Raw genomic sequence first — 23,690 nt, forward strand, 5'->3', positions numbered from 1 at the left:
CTCAGCCGTACATAACGCTCGTCAATATCCCAGAACCCAACCTGTCCCCGCATCTGCAGCCTCCCGCAAATCACCGGAAGATTGAATCATGAAACGGGCGAGATGGGGAGGTTCTTCGAGGTCTCCACGTGAGGGCGCGGGACAGGTCGGCGTGGGCGGCGGGCAATGCCATCGGGGCAGAAGCGCAAAACCCATGCGGGAAAAGCCGCGGGCGCACCTTATCAAAGGTGCGTCTGTGACCGATCGAAGGCGCGACAGACACCGGGCGACGGTCTGCGGATCGCGTTACATTTAGAAATCAGGAAGCGAGACGCAGACCGCCGCCTTCCCGACTTTCTCTCTCCCCATGATCCGGCCGATGCGGCGCGGTGCCGATGAAGCGCGCGCCCACGGCGCCTTTTCGCCCTCTCCCCCACCCGCTATAACGCCCCGAACGGAAAAGGATACCACCATGGCACTGGACGGAAAGACGGCGATCGTGACGGGGGCCGCGGGCGGCATCGGCTATGCGATCGCGGAGCGCTTCCTGCGCGAGGGCGCCCGCGTGATGTTCGCCGACATCGACGTCGAGAAGGGCGAACGCGCCGAGGCCGACCTGCAAAAGCTCGGCGATGCGCGCTTCGTGAAGGCCGACGTGTCGAAGCGGCTCGACGTCCACAACATGGTCGCCGCCACCATCGACGCCTTCGGCGACATCGACGTCCTCGTCAACAATGCCGGCATCGTCCACGGCGCCGAGTTCCTGGAAATCTCCGAGGAGGATTTCGACCGCGTCCTCGCCGTCAATCTGAAGGGTTCGTTCCTGGCGGGGCAGGCGGTCGCCCGCTTCATGGTCGACAAGGTCAATGACGGCAAGCCGGCAGGCAGCATCGTCAACATGTCGTCGATCAATGCCGTCTTCGCACTGGCCAACCAGGTGCCCTATTCGATCTCCAAGGGCGGTGTCATGCAGTTGACCAAGGTCATGGCGCTGGCGCTCGCGCCCTACGGCATCCGCGTCAACGCCATCGGCCCGGGCTCGATCATGACCGACATGCTGTCGGCCGTGAACGCCGACCCGGCGGCCAAGAACCGCATCCTGTCGCGCACCCCCATGGGCCGCATGGGCGAGCCGTCCGAGATCGCCTCCGTCGCCGCCTTCCTCGCCTCCGACGACGCCTCCTACATCACCGGCCAGACCATCTACGCCGATGGCGGGCGGCTTCCCTTGAACTATACCGTTCCCGTGAAGTAGCTGACAGCTCCTGACACAATGCTGTCAGGAGCCCGGGCGCATGATGGTCCCTCAACGCTTCGCGAGAGGGACCGCCATGAGCCATCACCTGCCGAAGAACGCCGCCGTCTGGTTCGAAATCCCCGTCACCGCCATGGACAGGGCCAAGGCCTTCTACGCCGCCGTCACCGGTCACGAACTGGAGGATCAGGAAGGTGCGCCGAACCCGATGGCGAATTTTCCCATCGCCAACATGCGCGAGGGCGTTTCCGGGCACATCTATCCCGGCAAGCCCGCCGCCCCCGGCACCGGTCCCACCATCCATCTCGCGGTCTCCGATCTCGAAGCCGCGATGGAGCGCGTGCCGTCCAATGGCGGACAGGTCGTCTCGCCCGTGATATCCATACCCGCCGGCCGCTTTTGCTATTGCCTCGATCCCGACGGCAACAGCTTCGGCCTGTTCACTTGAGGATAAGCCCAGATGCGGCGCGCCGACCGGCTGTTCCAGATCGTGCAATATCTCCGCGGCGGCCGCCTCGTCACCGCGCACATGCTGGCCGAGCGGCTGGAAGTGTCCGACCGCACGATCTATCGCGACATCGCGGACCTGCAGTCGACCGGCGTGCCGATCGATGGCGAGGCGGGCGTCGGCTACATCTTGCGGGAAGGCTTCGACCTTCCGCCTTTGATGTTCACGCGTGACGAGATCGTCGCCCTCGTCGCCGGCGCGCGCATGGTGCGCGCTTTCGGCGGCGCGGCGATGGCGCGCGCGGCGGAGGAGGCGCTGGTCAAGATTTCGGCCGTCCTGCCCGACGCCGAGCGCGCCCGCATCGACCGCACCGAGATCCACATGCCGCTCTGGGTCGTCTCGGAGGCCGAGCGCCGGACGATCGACACGCTGGAGCGCGCAGTGGAAGCGCGCCATGTCCTGAAGATCGACTATCGCGACGAGGCCGGCGCCTCGTCCTGCCGCGACATCCGCCCGCTCGGCCTGTGGTTCTGGGGCAAGGTGTGGACCGTCGTCGGCTGGTGCGAGCTGCGCGGCGACTTCCGTGCCTTCCGCATCGACCGCATCGCCTCCATCGCCTGCGACGGGACCGTCTTCAAGCACGAGCGCGGCAAGCAGCTCGCCGATTTCTACCGTCAGATGGAGCGCGACGAAGCCGCGCGCGACTGGGCGCACAGGCGCTCGCAAAAGGCGACGTGAATCCCTATCTCTCGCCCGAACTGATCTGATCGGAGCAAGGCGCATGAAATCGGGACCCGTTGCATTCCTCCTGTGGCTGTTGGGCCTCGTCGGCTTCTGCGGCCTCCACCGCTTCTACACCGGCCGCATCTGGACGGGCCTGCTCTGGCTCCTGACGCTGGGCCTGCTCGGCATCGGCCAGATCATCGACCTCTTCCTCCTCCCCTCCATGGTCCGCGAAGCCAACCTCGAACACCGCGTCGAGACGATGGAGGCGGGACGGCTGCGCTGATCTGTCCTGAAACCATCGAGCGCCGCGTCCGTTGGCCTCCCAACCTTGCAACGCAACAGAAGGGAGAGACCATGTCCATCAGCCGTCGCGACGAAGAGCGCGCCCTTTCCAAGGACGAGCGCGAGATCGTCGCCAAGACCCGCCATCCAGCGCTGCAGGATCTTGACGACAAGGAACTGTCCGCAACGATCAAGCTCCTGCGCGAGCGCCGCGACAAGGCGAGCGGCGAAGTGCAGCGGCGCAGGCGCGAGATGCGCGGCAAGGCAGCGCCCAAGGGTGCCGAGCCGGCCGGCTCCGCATCCGGCAACAAGGCCAAGCTCGAAGTCCTCGCCACCGCCATGCGTCGTCTCAACGCCGAGCGTACGCGGCGCGAGGAAATGGGCTCGCAGGTCGAGCTCGCCAAGAAGGCGCTGGAGTTGAAGCGGCAGTCGTCCGGTGACGACTCCCCGGCAAATACGCGCCATGCCCGCAAGGGAATGCGCAAGGCCGCCTCCGAACGCCGCCAGAACCTGGTACGGCCGATGGAACTCGGTCGCCAGCGAAAAGCTGGCGCAGTCGCGCAGGCAAAGCGCGATTCGAAGTAAGTTTAGCAAGAATGCAAAAGGGCGCCGCGCGGCGCCCTTTTGCATGTCGTGGCGAGGCCGCTCAGTAGCGGTTGTCGTCCTCGTCGTCTTCCGGCTGGGTCGATTTCAGCGACGACAGCTTGGCGAAGACGGCATCGGCGTCGAGTTCCTCGTCGTCGCGATCTTCACGCACTTCAAGCGATTCCGTGTCGCGAGCCGGAAGCAGCGTCCCGCCCGTCGGTTCCGCCGCCGGCATGCCGCGCGACGCCTTCTGGACTTCGAGATCGAGATCGATCTGCGAGCAAAGCCCCAGCGTCACCGGGTCCATTGGCACCAGATTGGCCGCGTTCCAGTGCTTGCGCTCGCGGATCTGTTCGATGGTCGACTTGGTGGTGCCGACGAGGCGCGATATCTGCGCGTCCTTGAGTTCGGGATGGTTGCGCACCAGCCACAAGATCGCGTTCGGGCGGTCCTGGCGTTTGGAAACCGGCGTGTAGCGCGGCGTGCGGCGCTTGGATTCGGGCACCCGCACCTTCGGCTCGGCGAGCTTCAGTCGATAGTTGGAATCGGCCTCGGCCTTGGTGATCTCCTCGCGCGAGAGCTGCCCGGTCATGACCGGATCGAGCCCCTTGATGCCCTGAGCGGCCTCGCCATCGGCGATCGCCTTCACCTCGAGGGGGTGCAGCGTACAGAAATGTGCGATCTGGTCGAAGGACAGGGCGGTGTTGTCGACCAGCCAGACGGCCGTGGCCTTGGGCATGAGAAGCGTGTTGGCCATAGATAAATCCTTCCTGTTCGCCCGCGGTCCCTGCCGCGGGCGGTGGGCAGAGCCACCAATATGGGAAAATCAGCGTTGCATATAAACGCATTTGCCGACGATCGCAACGCATCGCCGACGATGATGCGGATATTGTAAAAACCCACGCCCTCCCTCTACCAATAAGCAGACACTGGTGAATCGGAGCTGAAATGAGCGGACTTCTCGCGCTTCTCGACGACGTCGCCGCCCTGGCGAAACTTGCCGCCGCCCATGTCGACGACGTCGCCGCGCAGGCAGGTCGCGTCGGCGTCAAGGTCACCGCTTCGGTGATCGACGACACCGCCAAGGCCGGTTCGAAATCGCTCGGCGTCGTTATCGACGATACCGCGGTGACGCCGAAATACGTGCAGCATCTGCCGGCAGCGCGCGAACTGCCAATCGTGTGGAAGATCGCGCGCGGTTCGATCTTCAACAAGCTGGTCATCTTGTTGCCGCTTGCGCTGCTGCTCGACAATTTCGCCCCGTGGCTGATGACGCCGCTGCTGATGCTGGGCGGCGCCTATCTGTGCTTCGAGGGCGCCGAGAAGGTCGCCCATCTCTTTCTGGGCCACGAGGAGGGCGCGCACGAAGAGCCGCATGAGCTCGATGCGGCCCAGCTGGAGGAACAGCGCGTCGCCGGTGCGATCAAGACCGATTTCATCCTGTCGGCCGAGATCATGACCATCGCGCTCGCGGCGATCGAGGCGCAGGGCGTCCTGACGCGCGGCGTCGTGCTCGCGCTGGTCGCCATCGGCATCACCGCGCTGGTCTACGGCGCGGTCGCACTTCTGGTGAAGATGGATGATGCCGGCCTGAAACTCGCCCAGATCGGGCGCCTCTCGGCAACCCGCGCCTTTGGCCGCTGGCTGGTCAAGGCGATGCCGGCGATCATGACCGCGATTTCCACCATCGGCACCGCCGCGATGCTGTGGGTGGGCGGCCAGATCGTCACCCACGGGCTGGAGGTGCTGGGATTCGGCGCGATCGCCCACTTCATCGAGACAGCCGCGACAGGCGCGGCCTCTCTCGTCGGCAGGGCCGAGTCGGCGGTGGAATGGATCGCCGTCGCCGCGCTCGACGGGGTGTTCGGACTGGCGCTCGGCCTCGGCCTGATGCCAATCGTCGGCCGCGTCTTCGTTCCGGCCTTTGCGGCTCTGCGCGGGAAAGGCTGACGCCCCCTCCCGCGAGCGCCGGCTGGCTCATCCCGCCATTGCGACCAGATCGGGCGCCGTGTCGTGTTTGACCACGATGGGGCTGCCGTCGCGCACATTGTCGTGCAGGTGGATGACGTCCTGGTTGATCAGGCGGATGCACCCGGAAGACACCGCCTTGCCGATCGACCAGGGCTGGTGCGTGCCGTGCACGCGGTAAAGCGTGTCGCGGCCGTTCTGGTGAATGTAGAGGCCGCGTGCACCCATCGGATTGGTCGGCCCCGGATCCATGCCGCCATTGGCGATCGAATAGGGCTCGAGTTCGGGCTGGCGCGCGACCATCGAATCCGGCGGCGTCCAGCGCGGCCACACGCGCTTGTAGGCGATGATGGCGCGGCCCTGCCACGAAAAGCCGTCGCGCCCCACACCTATGCCGTAGCGCATCGCCCGGCCGCCCGGACGCACATGGTAGAGATATTTCGTGGCGGTTTCGACGACGAGCGTGCCGGCCGCCTCCGTGGTTTCGTAGTCGACTTCGCGGCGCCACCATTCGGGCGCCATCTGCGAGACGTCGACGGCAGGAACCGCGAATTCCTCGTCGGGAAGCGCCTGATACATCAGGGGCGTTGCGAGCGGTTCGGGCTCCGGCGGAGCGGCGGCGACGGGGGGCTGTGACGTGGACATGCAGCCCGACAGGGCAAGCGAACCAGCGCCGAGGAGAAAGATGCGGCGGGCCATGCGCGTTGAAGCGAGCGCGGGCGCGCGGTTGATACCGATAGCCATGAATTGCCTCGAAAGATTGGGCGTCACGCCGTTTGGACGGCGCGACAGAAAAAGTTGATATGGGATGTGGAGAAGATCAGCTCCGAGGCGGGCGATCGATGCTGGCGGGACGCTTGGCGATTGTCAGCTGCTCGACGCTTGCCGGCCGATGGCTGCCGAGGACATTCGCCGGCAATCCGACGGAAGCGCTCACGATGGCGCAGGCCATCTTGCAGGGCACGCCGCCGGGAGTTCCAGGCGTACCGTCGGGCGTCTGCGCTTTGCTGAGCGCTGCTGCGGCGCTCGCAAGATGCCGGCATTTGCTGTCGCCGTCCAGAAAGCCGGCCGCCTGCGCCGGCGCGAGCACCGAAAGGCAGAAGGCGAGGATCATCAGGAAGGCGGGCATGCGACACATGATTTGCGCTCTAGAAAACAATCATGGCGAGAATGGTTCGTGCCATTTCTGCAACGCAATCTCATGGGAATCGTCACGTTAAGGAGATATCATCGCAATAGGGCTATGCCCCCCAAAAGGGATGTGACGCAGGGTGCGAGGGCGATGAGAACGATCACGGCGCTTTTCGGCTTGGGGCTCGTTGTGGCCGCGCTCGCCATCGGCTGGTGGGCGCCGGTCGATGAGGCGCAGCCGCCGCAGATCGCCGTCGCCCGACCCGTACCGCAAGACATGATCGTATCGGTGGAGCCCGAGGACGCGCCGGCCACATCGACGCGCGAGCCGGTCGAAGCCGATCCGATCGAGAGGGCCGCCACGGCCGAAGATGACCGCGACGTCTTCTATACGTCCGCGAATGTGCGCATGCGCAGCGGCCCCTCGTCCAACTTCGCCATCGTCTGGACGGCTCCCGCCGGCACCGAGGTGCGCTCGCTGCAGGTCGACGGCAACTGGCACTTCGTCACCACCGCCGAGCACGAAGGCTGGATCTACAACAGGTATCTCAGCCCCGACCCCACCGGCTGAACTTTCGCGGATCAGCCGACGTCGAGCACGATCTTGCCCACATGATCGCCCTCTTCCATGCGTTCGTGGGCGCGCCAGGCGTCCTTCAGCGGAAAGATCATGTCCATGACCGGAGCGATCTCGCGCGAGGCCAGCAGAGGCCAGATCTGCGCCTCCAGTTCGCTGGCGATCTTCGCCTTGAACTGCGTCGTGCGCGGACGCAGCGTCGAGCCTGTGTGGGTCAGTCGCTTGACCATCAGCTTGGAGTAGTTCGCCTCGCCGGTGGCGCCGCCCATCGTGGCGATCTGGACGATGCGCCCGTCGATCGCGGCAGCATCGTAATTGCGCCCGACATAGGAACCGCCGACCATGTCGAGAATGACATCGGCGCCCTTGCCGTCGGTCGTCTCCTTGACCCCTGACACGAAATCCTCCTCGCGATAATTGATCGCGCGCACCGCGCCCAGCGCTTCGCAGGCTTCGCATTTTTCCTTCGAACCGGCGGTGACCACAACCTTGGCCCCCAGCTTGGCAGCGATCTGGATCGCCGTCGTGCCGATGCCCGACGAGCCGCCATGGACGAGAAGCGTCTCGCCCGGCTGGAGCCCGCCGCGCTGGAAGACGTTGTGCCAGACGGTGAAGAAGGTTTCGGGGATGGCGGCGGCTTCCGTAAAGGTCAGGCCGTGCGGGATCGGCAGCGCGTTGGTTTCGTGGACGCGGCAATATTCGGCATAGGCGCCGCCCGGGGTCAGGGCGGTGACGGTGTCGCCGACGCGCCAGCGCTGGACGCCCGGCCCGACAGCGGCGACTTCACCGGCGGCCTCGAGGCCCGGCAGATCGGATGCATCGGGGGGCGGCGGATAGGCGCCCTTGCGCTGCTGGATGTCGGGACGGTTGACGCCGGCGGCCTGCACGCGGATCAGGATCTCGCCGTCACGCAGTTCCGGCAGGCTGCGCCTTTCGGGCTTGAGAACCAGCGGTCCTCCCGGCTCGGTGATCGCGATGGCGGTCATCTTTTCCGGCAGGGTCTGGCTCATGTGTCGCTCCTTCGATGGGTTTGATCGTGGCAGTCTCCTTATGTAGGTTCAGGTCTCGACGATCAAACCGGAGAAGTGCGCCATGGCCATTTTCGACGACGAACCGGTCCGCAAGCGGCCTGTTCACGAAATCGGGCAGGATCTCTCGCTGCTGTCGGTCGGGGAGCTCGGCGAGCGGATCGAGGCGTTGAAGGCCGAAATTGCCCGGCTCGAAGCGGACATTGCGGGGAAAAGCTCGACGCTTTCGGCTGCGGAGGCGCTGTTCCGGCGGCCCTGACCCGATGCGTGGCGACGGTTTTGCCGGCGCCCCTGTCGCACACGCGCCGTCAAATTGACGTAAAGCGTCTATTGTCCCGGCGCTTCCAGACCGGTTCGAGCCGTATGAGATTCGCCTGATGTTCATGTCTTTCCGCCCCGTCCTCTCTCTGCTCTGGGGCACTGCCTTCCTGCTTGCCGGATCTGGCCTGCACGGCCTCGTCCTGCCGTTGCGCGGCCAGGCGGAGGGTTTCTCGACGACCTCGCTCGGCCTTTTGGGCACGGCTTGGGCGATCGGCTTCGTCGCGGGCTGCTACATGGCGCCGCGCTTGGTGCGAAAGGTCGGCCATGTGCGCGCCTATGGCGCCTTCGCCGCCACGGCGTCGATCGTCGCGCTGATGACCGGTATCTGGATCAACGAATATGCCTGGATCATCCTGCGCGCCTTCACCGGCTTTGCAATGGCGGGCGCCTTCATGGTGATCGAAAGCTGGCTGAACGAGCGCTCGAGCAACGAGAACCGCGGCACCGTCTTCGGCCTCTACATGATGGTCACCTACGCCTCCATCATGGCCGGCCAGATGGTCGTTGCCTCGGCCGATATCGGCAATGGCTCGCTGTTCATGATGGCGGGCATCCTGTTCTGCGCCTCGCTGATCCCGACCGCGATCTCGTCGGCCATGGCACCGAAGCCGCTGCAAAGCGTCTCGCTGGACCTCAAGGGCCTTTACCGCAACTCACCCGTGGCCTCGGCCGCCTGCCTCCTCGTCGGCATCGCCAACGGCGCCTGGGGTACCCTCGGCGCCGTCTATGGCGCGCGAATCGGCATCTCGACGGTTGAGATCGCGCTGATGATGAGCCTCGTGGTGCTGGCCGGCGCGCTGGCGCAGATGCCGGTCGGGCGGCTTTCCGACCGGATGGACCGCCGCTACGTTCTGGCCGGCGCAGCGGCCGGCTGCGGCATCATCGCACTCTTGATCTTCGTTGCCATGCCGCGCAGCGGGACCGCCGTCCTCGCCATGACCGCCGCCTACGGCATGCTCGCCTATACGCTCTATTCGATCGCCGTCGCCCACGCCAACGACCATGCGAGCCCGGAAGACTTCGTCAAGGTGTCCGGCGGGCTGCTGCTGCTCTACGGCTTCGGCACCATGATCGGACCGGTGATCGGCGCGCCGCTGATGGACTTCATGCGGCCGGAAAGCCTGTTCCTGGCGACGGCGCTGCCGCATTTCGTGCTCGCTGGCTATACGCTCCTGCGCATCTCCCGCCGCGCGCCGGTTGCAAGCGAGGACAAGGAGGCGTTCAAGACGCTGCCTTCCGAGCGCGCCGTCACGCCGCAGGCCGTGCTGCTCGATCCGCGCAGCGACATGGAGCCGGCCGACCAGCCCGAGGAACAGCAGGACGCCGCATGAGCCAGGCCGACGCCTTCGCGGCCATCGCCGACGCCAACCGGCGCCACCTGCTGGAGGCATTGCGGCGCGGCCCGAAGACCGTCAACGAACTGGCGGAAGGCTTGCCCGTCTCGCGGCCGGCCGTCTCGCAGCATCTGAAGGCCCTGCGCGATGCGGGCCTCGTCTCGGTCCGCAACGAAGGTACGCGCCGCGTCTACCGCGTCGAGGAGGCAGGGTTCCTGAAACTCAATTTGTGGCTGGACCAGTTCTGGCAGGGCTGAGGCGTTTCCCAGCACCTGGGCGGCGCCAAAAACAAAGCCGGCGGCGCTGGCGCCACCGGCAGGTTGCCTCGTTGGATCAATGCATCGGATCGCCGATGTGCCGAGCGTTTGCGCTCAGTGTCGTGTCGGTTGTGACCGGAGTTTTTCCATTTCGTCCTTCAGGGCCAGCTTCCGCCGCTTCAAGGTGGCGATCTCGAGCGGGTCGGCGGAGGGATGCAACATCACCTCGTCGATCCGCCTTTCGATATCGCCATGTTTGCGCTGGAGTTCCTGTAGATGGGACGCAAGAGACATTCCGGGCTCTCCCTTCCTGGTTCCTCGTTTGCGTGCGTTCCGTCCGGCTCCCGGCTGGAACCGGATATGACAGCACGATGACACTGTGCCACCGCTTTCAAAAGCTGTCGAACATCTCGTAGTAGCATTTCCTGACGTTTCGACATGTGTTATGAATCAGGTACGAGGACTGTGCGTCGCGCGGCCTACCCCCGCGAGCGCGCTCGCTTTCTTTAGACGGTGAAGATGTCGGAACAGGATCAGGCGGAGATTCGTCTCGAATTTGCCCGGACCAAGCAGGAGCATGCGGATTTCGACGCGGCCATCAACGCGATGATGAAAGTCGGCTGCGACCCGCTCCAGATTCAGCGCATGAAAAAGAAGAAGCTCGCCCTCAAGGACCGGCTGACCAAGCTGGAAGACGGCATCATCCCCGACATCATCGCCTGACAGGCCTGACGGAGCATCGCCATGGCCGAACCACGCGCTGTAATCGCCATCATCATGGGCAGCCAGTCCGACTGGGCGACGATGCGCCATGCGGCAGTCACGCTCGACGCGCTCGATCTCGCCTATGACGCCCGCATCGTCTCCGCCCACCGCACGCCCGACCGGCTTTATGATTTCGCCCGGGGCGCGAAGGCGGCCGGCTTCAAGGTGATCATCGCCGGCGCCGGGGGCGCGGCGCACCTGCCGGGCATGACGGCGGCGATGACGCCGCTTCCGGTCTTCGGCGTGCCGGTGGAATCGAAGGCGCTGTCGGGACAGGATTCGCTGCTTTCCATCGTCCAGATGCCGGCCGGCATTCCTGTCGGCACGCTCGCCATCGGCAAGGCGGGCGCCGTCAACGCAGCGCTGATGGCCGCCGCCGTGCTGGCGTTGAGCGACGATGCGCTTGCCGGACGGCTCGACGCCTGGCGGTCGAGACAGGCCGAAGCCGTAGCCGAGCGGCCGAAGGACGAAGCATGAGCACGCTTCCGCCCGGCGCGACGATCGGCATCATCGGCGGTGGCCAGCTCGGACGGATGCTGGCGATGGCTGCGGCCCGCCTCGGCTACCGCACGATCGTGCTCGACCCGCAGGGCGACTGCCCCGCCGCGCAGGTGGCGAACGCGCAGATCGTCGCCGCCTATGACGATGCGCATGGCCTGGCGCGGCTCGGGACCGCGAGCGACGTCATCACCTACGAATTCGAGAACGTGCCGGTGGAAGCCGCGCGCAGCCTTGCCGCCAACCACCCCGTCTATCCGCCGCCGCGCGCGCTCGAAGTCGCGCAGGACCGGCTGACGGAAAAGGAATTCCTCAACAGGGCCGGGATATCCACCGCGCCGTTCCGCGCCATCGACAGCGGCGCGCAGCTCGCCGAGGCGCTCGACCTCATGGGCGGCTCGGGCGTGTTGAAGACACGGCGGCTCGGCTATGATGGCAAGGGCCAGAAAGTGTTTCGCGACGCGAGCGGGGGCCAGACGGACGGCGTCTACGAGGGCATGGGCGCCGTGCCGCTCATCCTCGAAGGCTTCGTGCCCTTCGCGACCGAAATCTCCGTCGTCGCCGCGCGCGGGCTGGACGGGAAGAGCCGGGCCTTCGACCCGGCCGAGAACCTGCACCGCGGCGGCATTCTGAAAAGCTCGACCGTGCCGGCGAAAGTCGCGCCGCAGACCGTCGAGGCCGCCCGCACGGCGACGCTGCGCATCCTCGACGCGCTCGACTATGTGGGCGTCATCGGCGTCGAGTTCTTCGTTCTCGGCGACGGCTCGGTCATCGCCAACGAGATCGCCCCGCGCGTCCACAATTCCGGCCACTGGACGGAAGCCGCCTGCACCGTCTCGCAGTTCGAACAACACATCCGCGCCATTTGCGGCCTACCGCTCGGCGACCCGAAGCGCCACTCGGACTGCGTGATGGAGAACCTGATCGGCGACGAAGTGGATCAGGCCAGGGCGCTGCACGCCGAGCCCGACCTCGTGCTGCACCTCTATGGCAAGAGCCAAGCCCGCCCCGGCCGGAAGATGGGGCATTTCACGCGATTGACGGCGCGGGCGTAAGGGCAAGGTCGTGCCTTCGCGGGCCTCTCGCGCTGCGAAGCAGCCTATAGCGGCTTTCGACGCCACTGTCGTCATTCCGGCTGATACGATCGCTCGCCGAAACTTGCCGTTCGCTTGGCTGCGGCCGATGTCCGATTGAAAAGTCGTGACGTTCTCAGACCATCCGGTCTTGGGCGCGGAGGGAGGAATAAAGCGACGGCATTTAGCCCGCGATGTTCGTTTTCTGGGCAGCGGCGGCGTCAAGCTGGGCAATCTTCTCTGCAATGCCCCAGCCTCGCACTTTGTACCGTCTAAGTTCGCTCACCTCGCCGATGCGCGTCAGCGCTTCGCCCGTTTTTCGGATTATGTTCTGTATGGCAGGTGTAGGGTTGGAAAGCTGATTGTACTGGGTAAGAGCCCTGCGAACAATGCCGAGCTTTTCGCCCTTCATTGTTTCCAGAACTCGGACATAATCCTCAACGGGAACCTGTGACAGTTGCTGAGTGATGTCGCTGTCATACCCATCGTCAGCGAGTAGTAAGAAAAGATCGTCTGAGGAAAATACGGGTTTGGCGTCCTTCTCGAAGCCCCGAACCTTTTCCGCTACATCCATGTCTATCCTATTTCCAAACAGTCCGGTGTCCTTGAGACTGTAAGCATCTTTAATGCCTTCGCGCATTGGAAGGTAGGCATCCAATAATTTGTCCCCTTCGTCCTTCCGATTGAGATCACGGAACATGTTGATGACTGGAATGACGTTGTGAAGTTCGTAGAACCTGCCGTTTGAGAGAATGCATTCGCTGAATTCTGCCAAACTCTTGTCGGCGTCTGCCGAAAAGTCGTCGTACATATTCCGCCAGGCCCGCCGTAGCCGGAGTGCTGCCTCGTCAGCCTCAGCCCGCTGATGCAGCTCGGTGGCGTGTTGCTTGACGATGTCCGAATTGAAGTAGCCGTCCTCGATTCCCCTTAGGAGAGCAATGTCGAAATCGTCAGTGTGCATGTAGCCGTAGTTTCGGAGGAGCTGCATCCACTCGATTTCCTTGGCGGAGTATTGGCCGTCCCGATTGCCGACCATGTCCGCATAGAAGTTCTGCTTTGTCGTTAGAAAGAGCTTCGGTGGCGCGACGTTTGGCTGGAGGTGAGCCCATCCCATTAGAACGATGGTCGAAATGACGCTGTTAAGAACGGCAGGCTTGTAGCCATCAAGCAGCGGCTCGATTTCTCGCGCATACCCGAGAAGCTTCCGGACAACCCTGATGTTGTCGATGCCAAGACGGATACAGCGGTCCTGGATCATCGCTTTCAATTCCAGGTTACCCTTGACGCCCTCCAATGCAATATCCACTGTTTGCGTTGGCGTGGGTGCGAACTTCAGGCTTACGTCGACCACTTTCTCAAGATAGTCGCTGAACTCGGATAGATCGGCATCCTGTAGAGCGTCTTCGTTCAGGAGGATTACGACCTTGCACTTGCGTTCTAGCGCCAAGAGGTTGACGTAGCCGAGAAAGTCCCCGGTGCGTAGATCGGGACCTTTCCTCTCTAGGTCGTCGAAGCAGATAATCTGATTGCTGATCATGACGGACAGGCCGGAAACGACAGCTTCAAATATCCCGTCGCCGCCCAGGCCAACCATCCCCAGAAAGCTGCGCTTTACACCGCTTTCGAGGGAGTTGAGCTTGCTCCTCAATGTATCGCTGGTGACCAATTCACCAATCTGCGCCCTCGGCAGCGTGTTCTGGAGAATATGTGAGCGGAGTTGACTGATGGAATTGACACCGAACAGCGACACGTAGGCATACTGGTCGAGCGCGACCTTATCCTTGCCCTCCCGCAAGGCTTTGGCGGCTGTCTGCCAAACGTAGGTTTTGCCGGCACCCCAATGGCCACGTATACACAGGACTTCCGGGGCGGGTGATTTGAGGAACCTATCTATCTGCAACTTGACCTGTTCGACTGACATGCGTCCCTCAAACCGTGCTCGGTGTGATGAAGTTATTCTGCGAAATCGACGAGTTCTTTAGGGAGAGACTTCAGACAGAACGCAGCGCATTTGGTTCTGCATATCTTCTTCTCCCATGGTCGCCGATTCCTGCAAATGCCGTCAAGGGCGCGGCCCAGCGGGATCGCTAGTCTAGTTTGTCCGCATTCAACCGCACGCAAGTTCTATCTTGACTTCCGCTACAGGGACGCACTGCGGTCGAAGTGCGGTGGCCATCTGAACGGCCGCTATCCCAGCTAGCCATCCAAAAGCGGTCGGGCAGAAATCCACCCCCACGCCGACCTCCCCCAGCGCCCGCCTCTGACTCCGGTTGACAGCCCGCCTGCTCCTCCGGTATGAGCCAGCGCAACGATTTGAGGCGCGCCCCGTGGCGCGGCGTATCATTTGGCGCCCGATCAAGGGCAAGAAGAACAAACGGGCAGACCGATGAAGATCAAGAACTCGCTCAAGGCGCTCAAGGGCCGTCACCGCGAAAACCGCCTCGTGCGCCGCAAGGGCCGCATCTACATCATCAACAAGTCCAACCCGCGCTTCAAGGCGCGCCAGGGCTGATCGGGAGCAGTCCCGGCAAAAGGGCGCAGCGGTTTTGCGTTCGGGACTGCGAAGATGAAGTCCGGGGCGGGGCGCACAGCCTCACGGACATTTCAGTTTGACGTTCCGCATGTGGGGCATACCATGCCCGCATGCGGAATTTTTTGTCATGCGCGGTCGCGCTCCTTCTCTCCCTCGGCATCGCCAACGCCGCCGAGACGATGGGCGAGGCTGGCTCCCGCCAGAGCGAACCGGCCGCCAGGTCAACGCTCGACGACCTCTTCCACGACCTGAAGCGCAGCGGCAACGAAGCCGCCGCGGCGCGGATCGCCGAGCGAATCCAGCGCGAATGGACGAGTTCGGGCAGCCGCTCCATCGATCTGTTGATGAAATGGGCCGCCGTCGCCATGCAGGCGCGCAAGTTCAACACCGCGCTCGATTTCCTCGACCAGGTGGTGGCGCTTTCGCCTGACTATGCCGAAGGCTGGAACCGGCGGGCGACAGTTCATTTCATGATGGATAACTACGCGCTCTCCATGGCGGACATCGACCGCACGCTGCGCCTCGAACCGCGCCATTTCGGCGCCCTCGCCGGCATGGCGCAGATCCTGCAGCGCTCGGGCCGCAAGGAGCCTGCCTTGAAGGCCTACGAGCGCGTGCTAGATGTCTATCCGATGATGCGCAACGCACAGGAACAGGTCGGCACGCTGGCCGACGAACTGGCCGGTGAAGGCATCTGACCATACACCTTGTCCCAGCCGCGCGTCTCATTCAGGTCCCCGCCCCCGCATGAACCTCCTGACCGCCGCCGCGGCCTTCATTCTCGCTCTGGTCCTTGTCCTCGTCGGCGTCACGCGCGTGGGCGCATGGCTGATCGAGCGACGCAACCCGCCGATCGGCACCTTCACCACGGTCAACGAAACGCGGATGCACCATCTGCACCTGCGCCACGAGGGCGAGGCGGACCTGCCTCCGGTCGTCTTCATCCACGGCGCGAGCGGCAACCTGCTCGACCAGATGATGCCGGTGCGCGGCGCGCTCGAGGGCCGCGCAGAACTTCTGTTCCTCGACCGGCCGGGTCACGGCTGGTCGAAGCGCGGGCCGGGCAACAACGAGACGCCGTTCGGCCAGGCCGCGACCATCGCCGCGTTGATGGACCAGCTCGCCATCGACGATGCAATCGTCGTCGCCCACTCCTTCGGCGCGGCGGTGGCGACGTCGCTGGCGCTCGACCATCCGCACAAGGTGCGCGGGCTCGTGCTTCTGGCGCCGGCGAGCCATCCGTGGCCGGGCGCGGACACTTCCTGGTATTACGATCTGACGGCGCGGCCGGTGGTGGGGCGGTTGTTTGCCGAGACTCTGGCGCTGCCGGGCGCGCTTGCCAGCATCCGCAGCGCCTCGCAATGCGTGTTCTCCCCCAATGCGCTCTCGGAAACCTATCTCGACGAGGCCGGCATCTCGCTTTTGCTGCGCCCCGCGACCTTTCGCGCCAACGCGATCGACGTGGCCGGGCTCTACGCGCACACGCTTCTCGCCGCGCCGCGCTATGGCGAAATCGAGGCGCCGACAGTGGTGATTTCGGGCGACCGCGACACGGTCGTCTACGAGGAAATCCATGCCGGCGGGCTGATCCGCGACATTCCCCGCGCCGAGGGCGTGTGGGTGCGCAATCTCGGACACAAGCCAGACTGGATCGCCCCTGAACTGACGGTCGCCGCGATCGAAAAGCTGGCCGGCCGCGACGTCGACCTGCAGGCGCTCTCGCTCACCGTGCAGGATCGCATCGCCGGCGATGCCTTCAATGTGGGGACCTGCGCGGAGCCCGGCACGCCGCAGGCCGCGCCCGCCACTTAACCTTATCTTCTCGAATTGCGGTCCAGCATGACCAGGGGTAAACGCGGTCGGGGCGGGATGACTGGCGAAGACGAAAAACAGGGGCCGGAACGCGACCTGTGGGCGCACGCGATCGAAAGGGCCGGTCTGGGCGTCTGGGACGCCGACCTTCAGACCGGCGATTGCTACTATTCGCCGAGCTGGGCCCGGATGCTGGGCTACGCACCCGGCGAACTGCCCCGCGACCCGGATGTGTGGCTGGCGCTGCTCCACCCCGACGACCGCGAGCAGGCGATCGCAAGCGGCGACCGCCATGTCGCAGGCCTCACCGAGCGCATCGACACCGAAATGCGGCTGCGTCACAAGGACGGTCATTGGGTCTGGGTGCTCGATCGCGGCGGCTCGGTCGCATGGGACGCCTGGGGAAAGCCAACGCGCATCGTCGGCGTGCAGACCGACATCACCCGGCGCAAGCAGGCCGAGGACCGGCTCGCCCAGATCAACGCCCGCTTGCGCCTCGCCCTCGACGCCAGCGGCACCGGCATCTGGCACCACGACTTCGCGACGCGCACGAGCTTCTGGGACGCGCGGACCCATGAGATATTTGGCTTGCCTTCGGGGGATGGCGAGGTCGCGCGGGACCAGTGGGTCTCGCAGCTTCATCCCGAAGACCGCCAACGCGCCGAGCGCGAGCACACCTTGCCGCGCAAGACGGGCGCGACGGCGCAGCTTCGCTACCGGATGATCCGGACGGACGGCGAAATCCGCCATCTGGAGACGCTGGTCCGTTTCGTGCCCGAATTCGGCGAGGAGGGCCAGTTCGTCGGGACGGTGCAGGACATCACCGAAGCATGCCTGCGCGAGGAGGAACTGGCGCGTGCCGCCAGTCACGATCGGCTCACCGGCCTGCTCAACCGCAGTGCCTTCGATGCCGAACTGGCCCGTGCGCTGGAACATGTCGAGGACCGGCCGTTCGCGATCTACTATCTCGACCTCGATTACTTCAAGGCGCTGAACGACGTTGCCGGTCACGCCACCGGCGACAGCGCCTTGCAGATGATCGGCCGGATCATTTCGCAAGCCCTGCCGCACGACGCCACCGCCGCGCGGCTCGGCGGCGACGAATTCGCCATTCTCGCGCCCCTTGCCGATGGACAGGAACCTTCGACGCTGGCGCAAACGATCCTGCGCGCCATCGCCGGCACCAGCTTCGGCGAAAATGCCGGCTCGCCGAAGCTTGGCGCCAGCATCGGCTATGCGCTGATCAACGACGGCTCGATCTCGCAGGCCGAAGCCGTCGCGCGTGCCGACGACGCCTGCTATGCCGCCAAGGCGTCCGGACGCAATCGCTGCGTCGCCTTCGGCGAAGGCGCGGCGGCCTCGACCTCCGGCCTCACCGCCGCGCGCATCCTGTCGGACACCATCGACGGCATGGAGGACGACCGGCTGCTGCTCTTTGGTCAGCAGATCCACATTCTCGGCTTGCCGTGGAGCCGCTCGCATCGCTGCGAGGTCCTTGCCCGTCTGCAGGATCGCAACGGCCGGTTGATTCCCCCCGGCGCGTTCATCCCCGCCGCCGAGCGCTTCGGCATGGCTTCCAGGCTCGACCGCTGGATCGTGCGCAACGCCTTGCAACGCTATGGCCACGCGATGCGCGGACCCGGCGACCTCGTGCTCGGGTTCAACCTCTCGGCCCAGACGCTGAGCGTCCCCGGCCTGTGGGAATTCGTCGACCGCGAGGTCGAGGCATCGCATGCGGCCCATTCGAACCTAGTCTTCGAGATCACGGAGACGGCTGCCGTCACCAATTTCCAGGCGGCCGAGCGGTTCGTCCATGCCGCGCGCGAGCGCAATTGCCGCGTCAGCCTCGACGATTTCGGCTCGGGCCTGTCCTCGTTCGACTATCTGCGCCGCTTTCCGGTCGACAGCATCAAGATCAATGGCGACTTCGTCGAGAATCTCGCCGGCTCGGCATTCGACCAGGCGGTCGTGCGTGCCATCACCGATATCGCCAAGGCGATCGGGCTGACCGTGGTGGCCGAAAAGATCGAGGATGGCGACACGCAGGCGCTGCTGAAGAATCTCGGCATCCGTTATGGGCAGGGGTTCTTCCTGCACCGGCCGGAGCCGCTCGACGCCATCATGGTTCAGCTTCAAGAGAGCCGGGCGCGCATGTGAAAAGGCCGCGGTCTCCCGCGGCCTCGCATTCTCTTAGGGAAATGAGCCGAATCAGGCCATACCTAAGCGTCTAGCTACGGAGCTCGTTGCATCCATATTGGCTATTCTGCAGGCGTTCAGCAGATATTCTCCGCCTGGGTGTTGCAGAGCCTTCGCACAGTTTGTGTTGCATTTCTCGAGTGCAGCTGCCCGATGCACCCCATTGAAGCGCATCAGGTGTCTTTGTATATCACGTACTGACCTAAAGCCCTGCATTGGCTACACATCTCGGCTGAAAGGCTAACCCGGCGAACTCCAAGTTCCACGTCGTCTCTCGCGTAGCCGAATCTCGTGTCCTCCCGCTGATCTTTTCCCTGTAATGGCGAAAGCCCTGCTGCCTTGCCGTAGGGCCGCGGCGCTTAGTCCGATCACGACTCACCAAGTCCAGCGGGTCTAATTATCTCATAGACAATTAGACCAACAGGCTCACCATCTAATAGTATACTAGAAGTATATGTCGTCGGTATAGAGATTTTTACATTGACATCGGTGGAATCGTAATATTCCATAAAGTGGATCGCGCATCTTATTGGCGTCCAGAGAATATATCTAAAAGCATCGGTGCCCGGATATTATCATGCTGACTCAGCTCCGAGACAAAGCGGTTCCACAGTCTCTGACGGGGCATATGCTTGTCGATGCCTACAGACTGCCCCGGGTGTTTGCCACGGGCCATATGATGACTTGGGGAGCAATCTCGTCGTCCACAAAGACTGCACGGCTACGAGCGATAGACAGTGTCTACCGGGCTTTCGAGAAGCGAACAAAAGAAGATTGCCTTGACGACCTCATCAGCCGACAAGAAATAAACCGAATATCTGACACCTTGGAGGCATGGTACTTCGAGTTGAGCACTTCTGCGCAAGACCGACATGTCGACAACAAAAGAAGATGGAAGTACGCGATAGAATTTATAGTTTCGAGTGTTGAAGCCTCTTCACCAGCCCATCTCCTCGAGAACGAGGTCTATCAGCGCCGTCTCTCGCGCATTCGAGCGTTTGGAAAGATGAAGCTGGGAAACGGCACGCGGGCGTTTCGACCGCGCTCCATACCGGATTCGGTCATTGATGAAGTCTTTTCGATCATCGACCCCACGTCCGAGATGAACCCGTTTCGAACTGAAGCAACCGCATTCAGAAACTTCACAATCGTGCTCATGGCGTATGAGCTTGGTTTGCGCCGGGGCGAAATGGCCATGTTACCGGTCGATGCGATCAAAGAGCAATTCGACGCACAATCAGGGCAACGCCGTCGCTGGATAACCATTGATAGCAATCATTATGAACGAGACGAGCGCTCAACGCGGCCGTCCCTGAAAACCAAAACGTCCCGACGTGTCTTACCAATAAGCCGCGCGCTTCTCCAGACGGTCAACGCCTACCGGAGTGACTTCCGCGGCAAGCCGGAACACTCTTTTCTATTGAACTCGAGTCAAGAAAAGCCGCTTGCCTTGCCAAGTCTAAATCTGGTTTTTGCCGTCCTTTCGAATTGCCTGTGCGCCAGGTCTCGATCAATAATTCACGAGACATGCGGTAAAGCGACATTATCTCCTCATGATTTTCGACACACGTCAGCCGTGCTTCGGATGAAGAGACTTATATCGGAAGGCAAGAGCATGCAGGAAGCAATCGAAGACCTTCGTGTATTCTATGGCTGGTCAAAGAACTCTGATATGCCACAGCATTATGCTCGAGCCTATTTTGAAGGCGAACTCACCGAACTATCTAGCGAACGGATGGAACGTGCCATCGAATCTGCCCGCAATAGCTACGAAGGCAACAGAATATGAATCTCGTCCCGCACCACGTCTTCGAAGGAATTCTGTCACTGCACGCGCACACGGGAGAATACTCCTATCATGACAGGTACGACAATCAGACAAAGTACATCACGGATCCAGCAGCTAAGACATGGAATGTCGATATTAATGGCGTGCGAACGACCGTGGATTTCGGCAGCTTAGAATCTGATCTTGCTAGACTTTTCCAGTTATTTGCGATGTGGGGCTTGCAGCGTTTTGCACCTGCGACCGTATACGGCAATTTAAGCGATCTTATTAAGATGAGTCGCATCTGCAAGATTGCTTGTTTTGCTCCAGTGATAATGTCACGAAACGAGTTCACCAGAGCATGGACGCACGAAATACGGCCTATATTTGATCGTCATCGCACCAGCGTGAGGTCGCTCAAGATGTGGTATCGGTTCCTCTCCCAGTCGGGTCAGGTATCGGTAGATTACGATTTCGACCGATTATTGAGAGATCTTCCACATGCTGAGAGTGTTGGCTACCAGTCGGTACTATCTGGCCGGTTTAGAATGTCAGGAGAAGATGAGCGGAATATTATTCACCATCTCGATGAATCAGCGCGTCATCCAGAACACTACGATGTCATCGAAAGCTGTATTCTTATAGCAACTTATACGCATGGCATGCGTCCTATCCAACAGGCTAAGTTGACTGTCCCCGACTTAACCGTGGTCGAAATATCTTCTAAAACTGATGTGCACGTTAAACTTCGCTACCACTCTGAGAAGCAACGAACCCCAGGATTAAGCAAAGGACTGGTGCGAAGTGTAAGGCGGGAGTGGTGCAATATCTTTATTGCTTTGCGTGAGCTTCGAGCGAGTGCAGCGTTCAGAATCCATGACGGCGCTGTGCCAAATTCGCTTCTAGGACTGAACCCTCAGGAGATCAGCGAACTTATCAAGGCTGCGACCCAACGCATTACCGGACGCTCCATAAGTGCAACAAATTTGCGTCATGCTGCGGCACAGAGGCTAGTCGATAGCGGAGCAAGCCACGCAGAGGTCACAGAGTTTTTAGGCCACAGTTCACTTAGAACCGCAAATATCTACTTCAGCCACAGTCCCATGCAAGCCGAACGATTGAATGCCGCGCTGGGCTCGTCTCCGATATACACCAAGGTTAAGAGGCGATGGGTAACTATTACGGTCGATGTGAATAGCCCCGAGTTTCGTGGACGCCCTCGGGTTACATTTCCTGCTGCCGTTCGAACTCGACGGGTGACAGCATCCCGTTCCTGACGTGCTTGCGCTTCGGATTGTAGAACATCTCGATGTAGTCGAACACGTCCTGCCTTGCCTCGTCGCGTGTTCGGTAGGTCCTGCGCCGGATCCTCTCTCGCTTGAGGAGATTGAAGAAGCTCTCTGCCACAGCGTTGTCGTGACAGTTTCCGCGCCGGCTCATCGAGTGCTCAAGGTTGTGGTGCTTCAGGAACGCCGCCCAGTCCATGCTGGTGAATTGCGAGCCTTGATCGGAATGGACCAAGACCTTGCTCTTCGGCTTTCGACGCCACACCGCCATGAGCAAAGCCTGCAGCACGACATCAGTGGTCTGCCGGCTATGCAGCGACCAGCCGATCACGCGGCGTGAAAACAAGTCAATCACCACGGCCAGATAGGCGAAGCCTTCCTGGGTTCGGATGTAGGTGATGTCTGTTACCCATGCCCTGTCCGGCGCGTCGACGTCGAACTGCCGGGCAAGGGTGTTGTCGACCACGACGGACGGCTTTCCACCATAGGATCCGGGCCGGCGCTTATAGCCGATCTGCGCCTTGATCCCGGCAAGCTTTGCAAGACGGGCAACACGGTTGGCACAGGCTGTTTCTCCCTGATCGAGAAGGTCGTCGTGCAGCTTGCGATAACCATAGACCCTGCCGCTCTCTTTCCACGCCTTGCTGAGGAGTTCGGTCTGACGTGCGTCTTCCCGAGCCCGTTTGCTCAACGGGTTCTTCAGCCAGGCATAAAAGCCGCTGGGTCGGATACGCAGGCAGCGACACATCGCGCGCACGTTGAACTGGTGGCGATGCTGGGCAACAAACGCGTATCTCACTTTGCATCCTTGGCGAAATACGCGGTGGCTTTTTTTAGGATGTCGCGCTCCTCGGTAACGCGCGCCAACTCCTTCTTCAGACGGCGGATCTCTGACGCCTGATCGCCATCTGTCGAGACGGACGGCTTCGAAAACTTCCTGCGCCACGCATAAAGTGAATGCTGACTGACCCCGAGCCGCTTCGACACCTCTGCAACGGGATAGCCCCGCTCGGTGATCTGCGTGACAGCATCGCGCTTGAACTCATCAGTGAAATTGCCAGACCGCATCAGGGCCTCCTTGCCTCAAATTTAGGGAAGAAGGCGTCCACAAATCTAGGGGCTGTTCAATGAGTTGCGCAAGGCAAGCGCAGATTCTCAGGTCGGGGGAACGGTTCACGGTACACCAATATCAGGTATCGGGGGATGCCGCATTGGCCAGTCCCGCTGCACGCTTAATCCCGTGTTTTCCTGCTATGGTTGCTTCCAGTTCATTCCAGCGAACGACCTGCGAGTTCATCTCGAAGTTCGCGAAACATTAGTGCCTATCATAAGAGATTTTTTTGAGACCTCCGAACGAGGTGTTGGGAGTTCGTTTGGACAACTCAGGCACACCATGGAGGCACTTGGTGAGGTAATAGACTACCTACGAAATAGAGAGGCCGGCTCGTGAACGCCGCCGCGGATCGGTTTTCTTGGTTCATCAAGGCGATGCAAGTCCACGCGGGTGCACTTGGGCTACGCTGGCAGTTCGAGCTTGATGAAAAGGGCCACGCGGATGCGTTGGACATTTGGGATATTGAAACGGCTTGCGATGTTCCGCGAACATACAAGGGGCGGATTCGACAATGGGGTGCGGACGTCAAAGTCGTCGACATCCTCAAACACAAACTAGGTGCCTATGACTGCAACCTGCATCCAGCTTGGACGGAACTATTCAAGGCAACGGTCATCGATTGGATTGCAGTGATCCAGCCCCACTGAACGGGTCCACCTTGAGTTATGGTTTTGACCATGAAGGAGGACCACGATGAGCAACAAACGACACAAGCCGGAAGAGATCGTCACGAAGCTTCGGCAGGTTGAAGTCC

27 protein-coding genes are annotated in these 23,690 nt (G+C 62.2%); 20 read left to right on the forward strand and 7 right to left on the reverse strand.

Annotated elements, in window-relative coordinates:
- Nucleotides 1-451: 451 nt before the first annotated feature.
- The 5 genes from GTK01_RS19530 to GTK01_RS19550 all read left to right on the forward strand — a co-directional run bounded on the left by GTK01_RS19530 (nucleotide 452) and on the right by GTK01_RS19550 (nucleotide 3,275).
- On the forward strand, nucleotides 452-1,234 hold the full coding sequence (locus GTK01_RS19530; RefSeq protein WP_252929299.1) for an SDR family NAD(P)-dependent oxidoreductase: 783 nt from the start codon (nucleotides 452-454) through the stop codon (nucleotides 1,232-1,234).
- A 76-nt stretch (nucleotides 1,235-1,310) separates the two neighbouring features.
- Nucleotides 1,311-1,682, forward strand: a complete 372-nt coding sequence (locus tag GTK01_RS19535; protein ID WP_252929301.1) for a VOC family protein — start codon at nucleotides 1,311-1,313, stop codon at nucleotides 1,680-1,682.
- 12 nt (nucleotides 1,683-1,694) lie between these two features.
- Nucleotides 1,695-2,420 (forward strand): YafY family protein, encoded by a 726-nt coding sequence (locus GTK01_RS19540; RefSeq protein ID WP_252929302.1) that lies wholly within the window; start codon nucleotides 1,695-1,697, stop codon nucleotides 2,418-2,420.
- Between the two features lie 43 nt (nucleotides 2,421-2,463).
- Nucleotides 2,464-2,691, forward strand: coding sequence for an NINE protein (locus tag GTK01_RS19545; protein ID WP_252929304.1), 228 nt, complete (start codon nucleotides 2,464-2,466; stop codon nucleotides 2,689-2,691).
- A gap of 71 nt (nucleotides 2,692-2,762) precedes the next feature.
- Nucleotides 2,763-3,275: a hypothetical protein gene (locus tag GTK01_RS19550; RefSeq protein WP_252929306.1), complete on the forward strand. Its 513-nt coding sequence runs from the start codon at nucleotides 2,763-2,765 to the stop codon at nucleotides 3,273-3,275.
- A 61-nt stretch (nucleotides 3,276-3,336) separates the two neighbouring features.
- Here GTK01_RS19550 and GTK01_RS19555 read toward each other — a convergent pair whose 3' ends face one another.
- Complete coding sequence (locus GTK01_RS19555; protein WP_252929308.1) at nucleotides 3,337-4,032, reverse strand: DUF1013 domain-containing protein; 696 nt, start codon at nucleotides 4,030-4,032, stop codon at nucleotides 3,337-3,339.
- A 191-nt stretch (nucleotides 4,033-4,223) separates the two neighbouring features.
- On the opposite strand from GTK01_RS19555, the gene GTK01_RS19560 reads away from it, so the two are divergent.
- Nucleotides 4,224-5,225, forward strand: coding sequence for a DUF808 domain-containing protein (locus GTK01_RS19560; RefSeq protein WP_252929310.1), 1,002 nt, complete (start codon nucleotides 4,224-4,226; stop codon nucleotides 5,223-5,225).
- Between the two features lie 27 nt (nucleotides 5,226-5,252).
- On the opposite strand, the gene GTK01_RS19565 is transcribed toward GTK01_RS19560, so the two are convergent.
- Together GTK01_RS19565 and GTK01_RS19570 are read right to left on the reverse strand one after the other, a co-directional pair.
- Nucleotides 5,253-5,987 (reverse strand): L,D-transpeptidase, encoded by a 735-nt coding sequence (locus tag GTK01_RS19565; RefSeq protein WP_252929311.1) that lies wholly within the window; start codon nucleotides 5,985-5,987, stop codon nucleotides 5,253-5,255.
- 76 nt (nucleotides 5,988-6,063) lie between these two features.
- Entirely contained in the window at nucleotides 6,064-6,381 is a 318-nt protein-coding gene (locus tag GTK01_RS19570; RefSeq protein ID WP_252929313.1) for a hypothetical protein, read from the reverse strand.
- A 144-nt stretch (nucleotides 6,382-6,525) separates the two neighbouring features.
- Here GTK01_RS19570 and GTK01_RS19575 point away from each other — a divergent pair, with 144 nt between their 5' ends.
- On the forward strand, nucleotides 6,526-6,945 hold the full coding sequence (locus tag GTK01_RS19575; protein ID WP_252929314.1) for an SH3 domain-containing protein: 420 nt from the start codon (nucleotides 6,526-6,528) through the stop codon (nucleotides 6,943-6,945).
- Between the two features lie 11 nt (nucleotides 6,946-6,956).
- Here GTK01_RS19575 and GTK01_RS19580 read toward each other — a convergent pair whose 3' ends face one another.
- Nucleotides 6,957-7,961 carry an NAD(P)H-quinone oxidoreductase gene (locus GTK01_RS19580; RefSeq protein WP_252929316.1) on the reverse strand — a complete coding sequence of 335 codons (1,005 nt, stop codon included), beginning with the start codon at nucleotides 7,959-7,961 and terminating at the stop codon, nucleotides 6,957-6,959.
- A gap of 82 nt (nucleotides 7,962-8,043) precedes the next feature.
- On the opposite strand from GTK01_RS19580, the gene GTK01_RS19585 reads away from it, so the two are divergent.
- The 3 genes from GTK01_RS19585 (at nucleotide 8,044) to GTK01_RS19595 (ending at nucleotide 9,891) form a co-directional block, all read left to right on the forward strand.
- A complete protein-coding gene (locus GTK01_RS19585) occupies nucleotides 8,044-8,238 on the forward strand; it encodes a DUF1192 domain-containing protein (RefSeq protein WP_252929327.1) in 195 nt (64 codons plus the stop codon).
- A 118-nt stretch (nucleotides 8,239-8,356) separates the two neighbouring features.
- A complete protein-coding gene (locus tag GTK01_RS19590) occupies nucleotides 8,357-9,631 on the forward strand; it encodes an MFS transporter (RefSeq protein ID WP_252929329.1) in 1,275 nt (424 codons plus the stop codon).
- The gene (locus GTK01_RS19595) at nucleotides 9,628-9,891 is read left to right on the forward strand and encodes a helix-turn-helix transcriptional regulator (RefSeq protein WP_252929330.1); all 264 of its coding nucleotides are present in this window, start codon (nucleotides 9,628-9,630) and stop codon (nucleotides 9,889-9,891) included. The genes GTK01_RS19590 and GTK01_RS19595 overlap by 4 nt, the downstream gene beginning before the upstream one ends.
- Before the next feature lie 114 nt (nucleotides 9,892-10,005).
- Here the strand turns inward: GTK01_RS19595 and GTK01_RS19600 are convergent, their stop codons facing one another.
- Nucleotides 10,006-10,185: a YdcH family protein gene (locus tag GTK01_RS19600; protein WP_252929332.1), complete on the reverse strand. Its 180-nt coding sequence runs from the start codon at nucleotides 10,183-10,185 to the stop codon at nucleotides 10,006-10,008.
- Nucleotides 10,186-10,410: 225 nt separating this feature from the next.
- Here GTK01_RS19600 and GTK01_RS19605 point away from each other — a divergent pair, with 225 nt between their 5' ends.
- Genes GTK01_RS19605 through GTK01_RS19615 form a run of 3 tightly spaced genes read left to right on the forward strand, consistent with a single transcriptional unit; the run spans nucleotide 10,411 to nucleotide 12,209 of the window.
- Nucleotides 10,411-10,614, forward strand: a complete 204-nt coding sequence (locus GTK01_RS19605; RefSeq protein WP_252929334.1) for a YdcH family protein — start codon at nucleotides 10,411-10,413, stop codon at nucleotides 10,612-10,614.
- Nucleotides 10,615-10,635: 21 nt separating this feature from the next.
- Nucleotides 10,636-11,133, forward strand: coding sequence for a 5-(carboxyamino)imidazole ribonucleotide mutase (gene purE, locus GTK01_RS19610; protein WP_252929337.1), 498 nt, complete (start codon nucleotides 10,636-10,638; stop codon nucleotides 11,131-11,133).
- A complete protein-coding gene (locus GTK01_RS19615; RefSeq protein WP_252929340.1) occupies nucleotides 11,130-12,209 on the forward strand; it encodes a 5-(carboxyamino)imidazole ribonucleotide synthase in 1,080 nt (359 codons plus the stop codon). The genes purE and GTK01_RS19615 overlap by 4 nt, the downstream gene beginning before the upstream one ends.
- Before the next feature lie 202 nt (nucleotides 12,210-12,411).
- Here the strand turns inward: GTK01_RS19615 and GTK01_RS19620 are convergent, their stop codons facing one another.
- Nucleotides 12,412-14,148, reverse strand: a complete 1,737-nt coding sequence (locus GTK01_RS19620) for a hypothetical protein (protein ID WP_252929342.1) — start codon at nucleotides 14,146-14,148, stop codon at nucleotides 12,412-12,414.
- 465 nt (nucleotides 14,149-14,613) lie between these two features.
- On the opposite strand from GTK01_RS19620, the gene ykgO reads away from it, so the two are divergent.
- The 6 genes from ykgO (at nucleotide 14,614) to GTK01_RS19650 (ending at nucleotide 21,813) form a co-directional block, all read left to right on the forward strand.
- On the forward strand, nucleotides 14,614-14,739 hold the full coding sequence (gene ykgO, locus GTK01_RS19625; RefSeq protein ID WP_159589347.1) for a type B 50S ribosomal protein L36: 126 nt from the start codon (nucleotides 14,614-14,616) through the stop codon (nucleotides 14,737-14,739).
- A gap of 131 nt (nucleotides 14,740-14,870) precedes the next feature.
- Nucleotides 14,871-15,458 carry a hypothetical protein gene (locus GTK01_RS19630; protein WP_371924422.1) on the forward strand — a complete coding sequence of 196 codons (588 nt, stop codon included), beginning with the start codon at nucleotides 14,871-14,873 and terminating at the stop codon, nucleotides 15,456-15,458.
- 49 nt (nucleotides 15,459-15,507) lie between these two features.
- Nucleotides 15,508-16,572, forward strand: a complete 1,065-nt coding sequence (locus GTK01_RS19635; RefSeq protein ID WP_252929344.1) for an alpha/beta fold hydrolase — start codon at nucleotides 15,508-15,510, stop codon at nucleotides 16,570-16,572.
- Between the two features lie 57 nt (nucleotides 16,573-16,629).
- On the forward strand, nucleotides 16,630-18,729 hold the full coding sequence (locus tag GTK01_RS19640) for an EAL domain-containing protein (RefSeq protein ID WP_252929346.1): 2,100 nt from the start codon (nucleotides 16,630-16,632) through the stop codon (nucleotides 18,727-18,729).
- 616 nt (nucleotides 18,730-19,345) lie between these two features.
- On the forward strand, nucleotides 19,346-20,557 hold the full coding sequence (locus tag GTK01_RS19645; RefSeq protein ID WP_252929348.1) for a site-specific integrase: 1,212 nt from the start codon (nucleotides 19,346-19,348) through the stop codon (nucleotides 20,555-20,557).
- Complete coding sequence (locus GTK01_RS19650) at nucleotides 20,554-21,813, forward strand: tyrosine-type recombinase/integrase (protein WP_252929350.1); 1,260 nt, start codon at nucleotides 20,554-20,556, stop codon at nucleotides 21,811-21,813. The genes GTK01_RS19645 and GTK01_RS19650 overlap by 4 nt, the downstream gene beginning before the upstream one ends.
- Here the strand turns inward: GTK01_RS19650 and GTK01_RS19655 are convergent.
- A protein-coding gene (locus GTK01_RS19655) for an IS3 family transposase (RefSeq protein WP_252929363.1) occupies nucleotides 21,761-22,890 on the reverse strand; the annotation gives its coding sequence in 2 pieces (ribosomal slippage) (nucleotides 21,761-22,647 and nucleotides 22,647-22,890; 1,131 coding nt in all). The genes GTK01_RS19650 and GTK01_RS19655 overlap by 53 nt on opposite strands.
- 378 nt (nucleotides 22,891-23,268) lie before the next feature.
- Here GTK01_RS19655 and GTK01_RS19660 point away from each other — a divergent pair.
- On the forward strand, nucleotides 23,269-23,583 hold the full coding sequence (locus GTK01_RS19660; protein ID WP_252929365.1) for a hypothetical protein: 315 nt from the start codon (nucleotides 23,269-23,271) through the stop codon (nucleotides 23,581-23,583).
- Nucleotides 23,584-23,690: the final 107 nt, after the last annotated feature.

It is taken from the genome of Aliihoeflea sp. 40Bstr573 (assembly GCF_024105655.1).
In the GTDB taxonomy this organism is placed as follows: Bacteria; Pseudomonadota; Alphaproteobacteria; order Rhizobiales; family Rhizobiaceae; genus Aliihoeflea.

Excerpts from the sequence above, each read along its gene's own strand:
- GTK01_RS19530 (WP_252929299.1), top strand. The coding sequence starts at position 452 with ATGGCACTGGACGGAAAGACGGCGATCGTGACGGGGGCCGCGGGCGGC.
- GTK01_RS19535 (WP_252929301.1), top strand. The coding sequence starts at position 1,311 with ATGAGCCATCACCTGCCGAAGAACGCCGCCGTCTGGTTCGAAATCCCC.
- GTK01_RS19540 (WP_252929302.1), top strand. The coding sequence starts at position 1,695 with ATGCGGCGCGCCGACCGGCTGTTCCAGATCGTGCAATATCTCCGCGGC.
- GTK01_RS19545 (WP_252929304.1), top strand. The coding sequence starts at position 2,464 with ATGAAATCGGGACCCGTTGCATTCCTCCTGTGGCTGTTGGGCCTCGTC.
- GTK01_RS19550 (WP_252929306.1), top strand. The coding sequence starts at position 2,763 with ATGTCCATCAGCCGTCGCGACGAAGAGCGCGCCCTTTCCAAGGACGAG.
- GTK01_RS19555 (WP_252929308.1), bottom strand. The coding sequence starts at position 4,032 with ATGGCCAACACGCTTCTCATGCCCAAGGCCACGGCCGTCTGGCTGGTC.
- GTK01_RS19560 (WP_252929310.1), top strand. The coding sequence starts at position 4,224 with ATGAGCGGACTTCTCGCGCTTCTCGACGACGTCGCCGCCCTGGCGAAA.
- GTK01_RS19565 (WP_252929311.1), bottom strand. The coding sequence starts at position 5,987 with ATGGCTATCGGTATCAACCGCGCGCCCGCGCTCGCTTCAACGCGCATG.
- GTK01_RS19570 (WP_252929313.1), bottom strand. The coding sequence starts at position 6,381 with ATGTGTCGCATGCCCGCCTTCCTGATGATCCTCGCCTTCTGCCTTTCG.
- GTK01_RS19575 (WP_252929314.1), top strand. The coding sequence starts at position 6,526 with ATGAGAACGATCACGGCGCTTTTCGGCTTGGGGCTCGTTGTGGCCGCG.
- GTK01_RS19580 (WP_252929316.1), bottom strand. The coding sequence starts at position 7,961 with ATGAGCCAGACCCTGCCGGAAAAGATGACCGCCATCGCGATCACCGAG.
- GTK01_RS19585 (WP_252929327.1), top strand. The coding sequence starts at position 8,044 with ATGGCCATTTTCGACGACGAACCGGTCCGCAAGCGGCCTGTTCACGAA.
- GTK01_RS19590 (WP_252929329.1), top strand. The coding sequence starts at position 8,357 with ATGTTCATGTCTTTCCGCCCCGTCCTCTCTCTGCTCTGGGGCACTGCC.
- GTK01_RS19595 (WP_252929330.1), top strand. The coding sequence starts at position 9,628 with ATGAGCCAGGCCGACGCCTTCGCGGCCATCGCCGACGCCAACCGGCGC.
- GTK01_RS19600 (WP_252929332.1), bottom strand. The coding sequence starts at position 10,185 with ATGTCTCTTGCGTCCCATCTACAGGAACTCCAGCGCAAACATGGCGAT.
- GTK01_RS19605 (WP_252929334.1), top strand. The coding sequence starts at position 10,411 with ATGTCGGAACAGGATCAGGCGGAGATTCGTCTCGAATTTGCCCGGACC.
- purE (WP_252929337.1), top strand. The coding sequence starts at position 10,636 with ATGGCCGAACCACGCGCTGTAATCGCCATCATCATGGGCAGCCAGTCC.
- GTK01_RS19615 (WP_252929340.1), top strand. The coding sequence starts at position 11,130 with ATGAGCACGCTTCCGCCCGGCGCGACGATCGGCATCATCGGCGGTGGC.
- GTK01_RS19620 (WP_252929342.1), bottom strand. The coding sequence starts at position 14,148 with ATGTCAGTCGAACAGGTCAAGTTGCAGATAGATAGGTTCCTCAAATCA.
- ykgO (WP_159589347.1), top strand. The coding sequence starts at position 14,614 with ATGAAGATCAAGAACTCGCTCAAGGCGCTCAAGGGCCGTCACCGCGAA.
- GTK01_RS19630 (WP_371924422.1), top strand. The coding sequence starts at position 14,871 with ATGCGGAATTTTTTGTCATGCGCGGTCGCGCTCCTTCTCTCCCTCGGC.
- GTK01_RS19635 (WP_252929344.1), top strand. The coding sequence starts at position 15,508 with ATGAACCTCCTGACCGCCGCCGCGGCCTTCATTCTCGCTCTGGTCCTT.
- GTK01_RS19640 (WP_252929346.1), top strand. The coding sequence starts at position 16,630 with ATGACTGGCGAAGACGAAAAACAGGGGCCGGAACGCGACCTGTGGGCG.
- GTK01_RS19645 (WP_252929348.1), top strand. The coding sequence starts at position 19,346 with ATGCTGACTCAGCTCCGAGACAAAGCGGTTCCACAGTCTCTGACGGGG.
- GTK01_RS19650 (WP_252929350.1), top strand. The coding sequence starts at position 20,554 with ATGAATCTCGTCCCGCACCACGTCTTCGAAGGAATTCTGTCACTGCAC.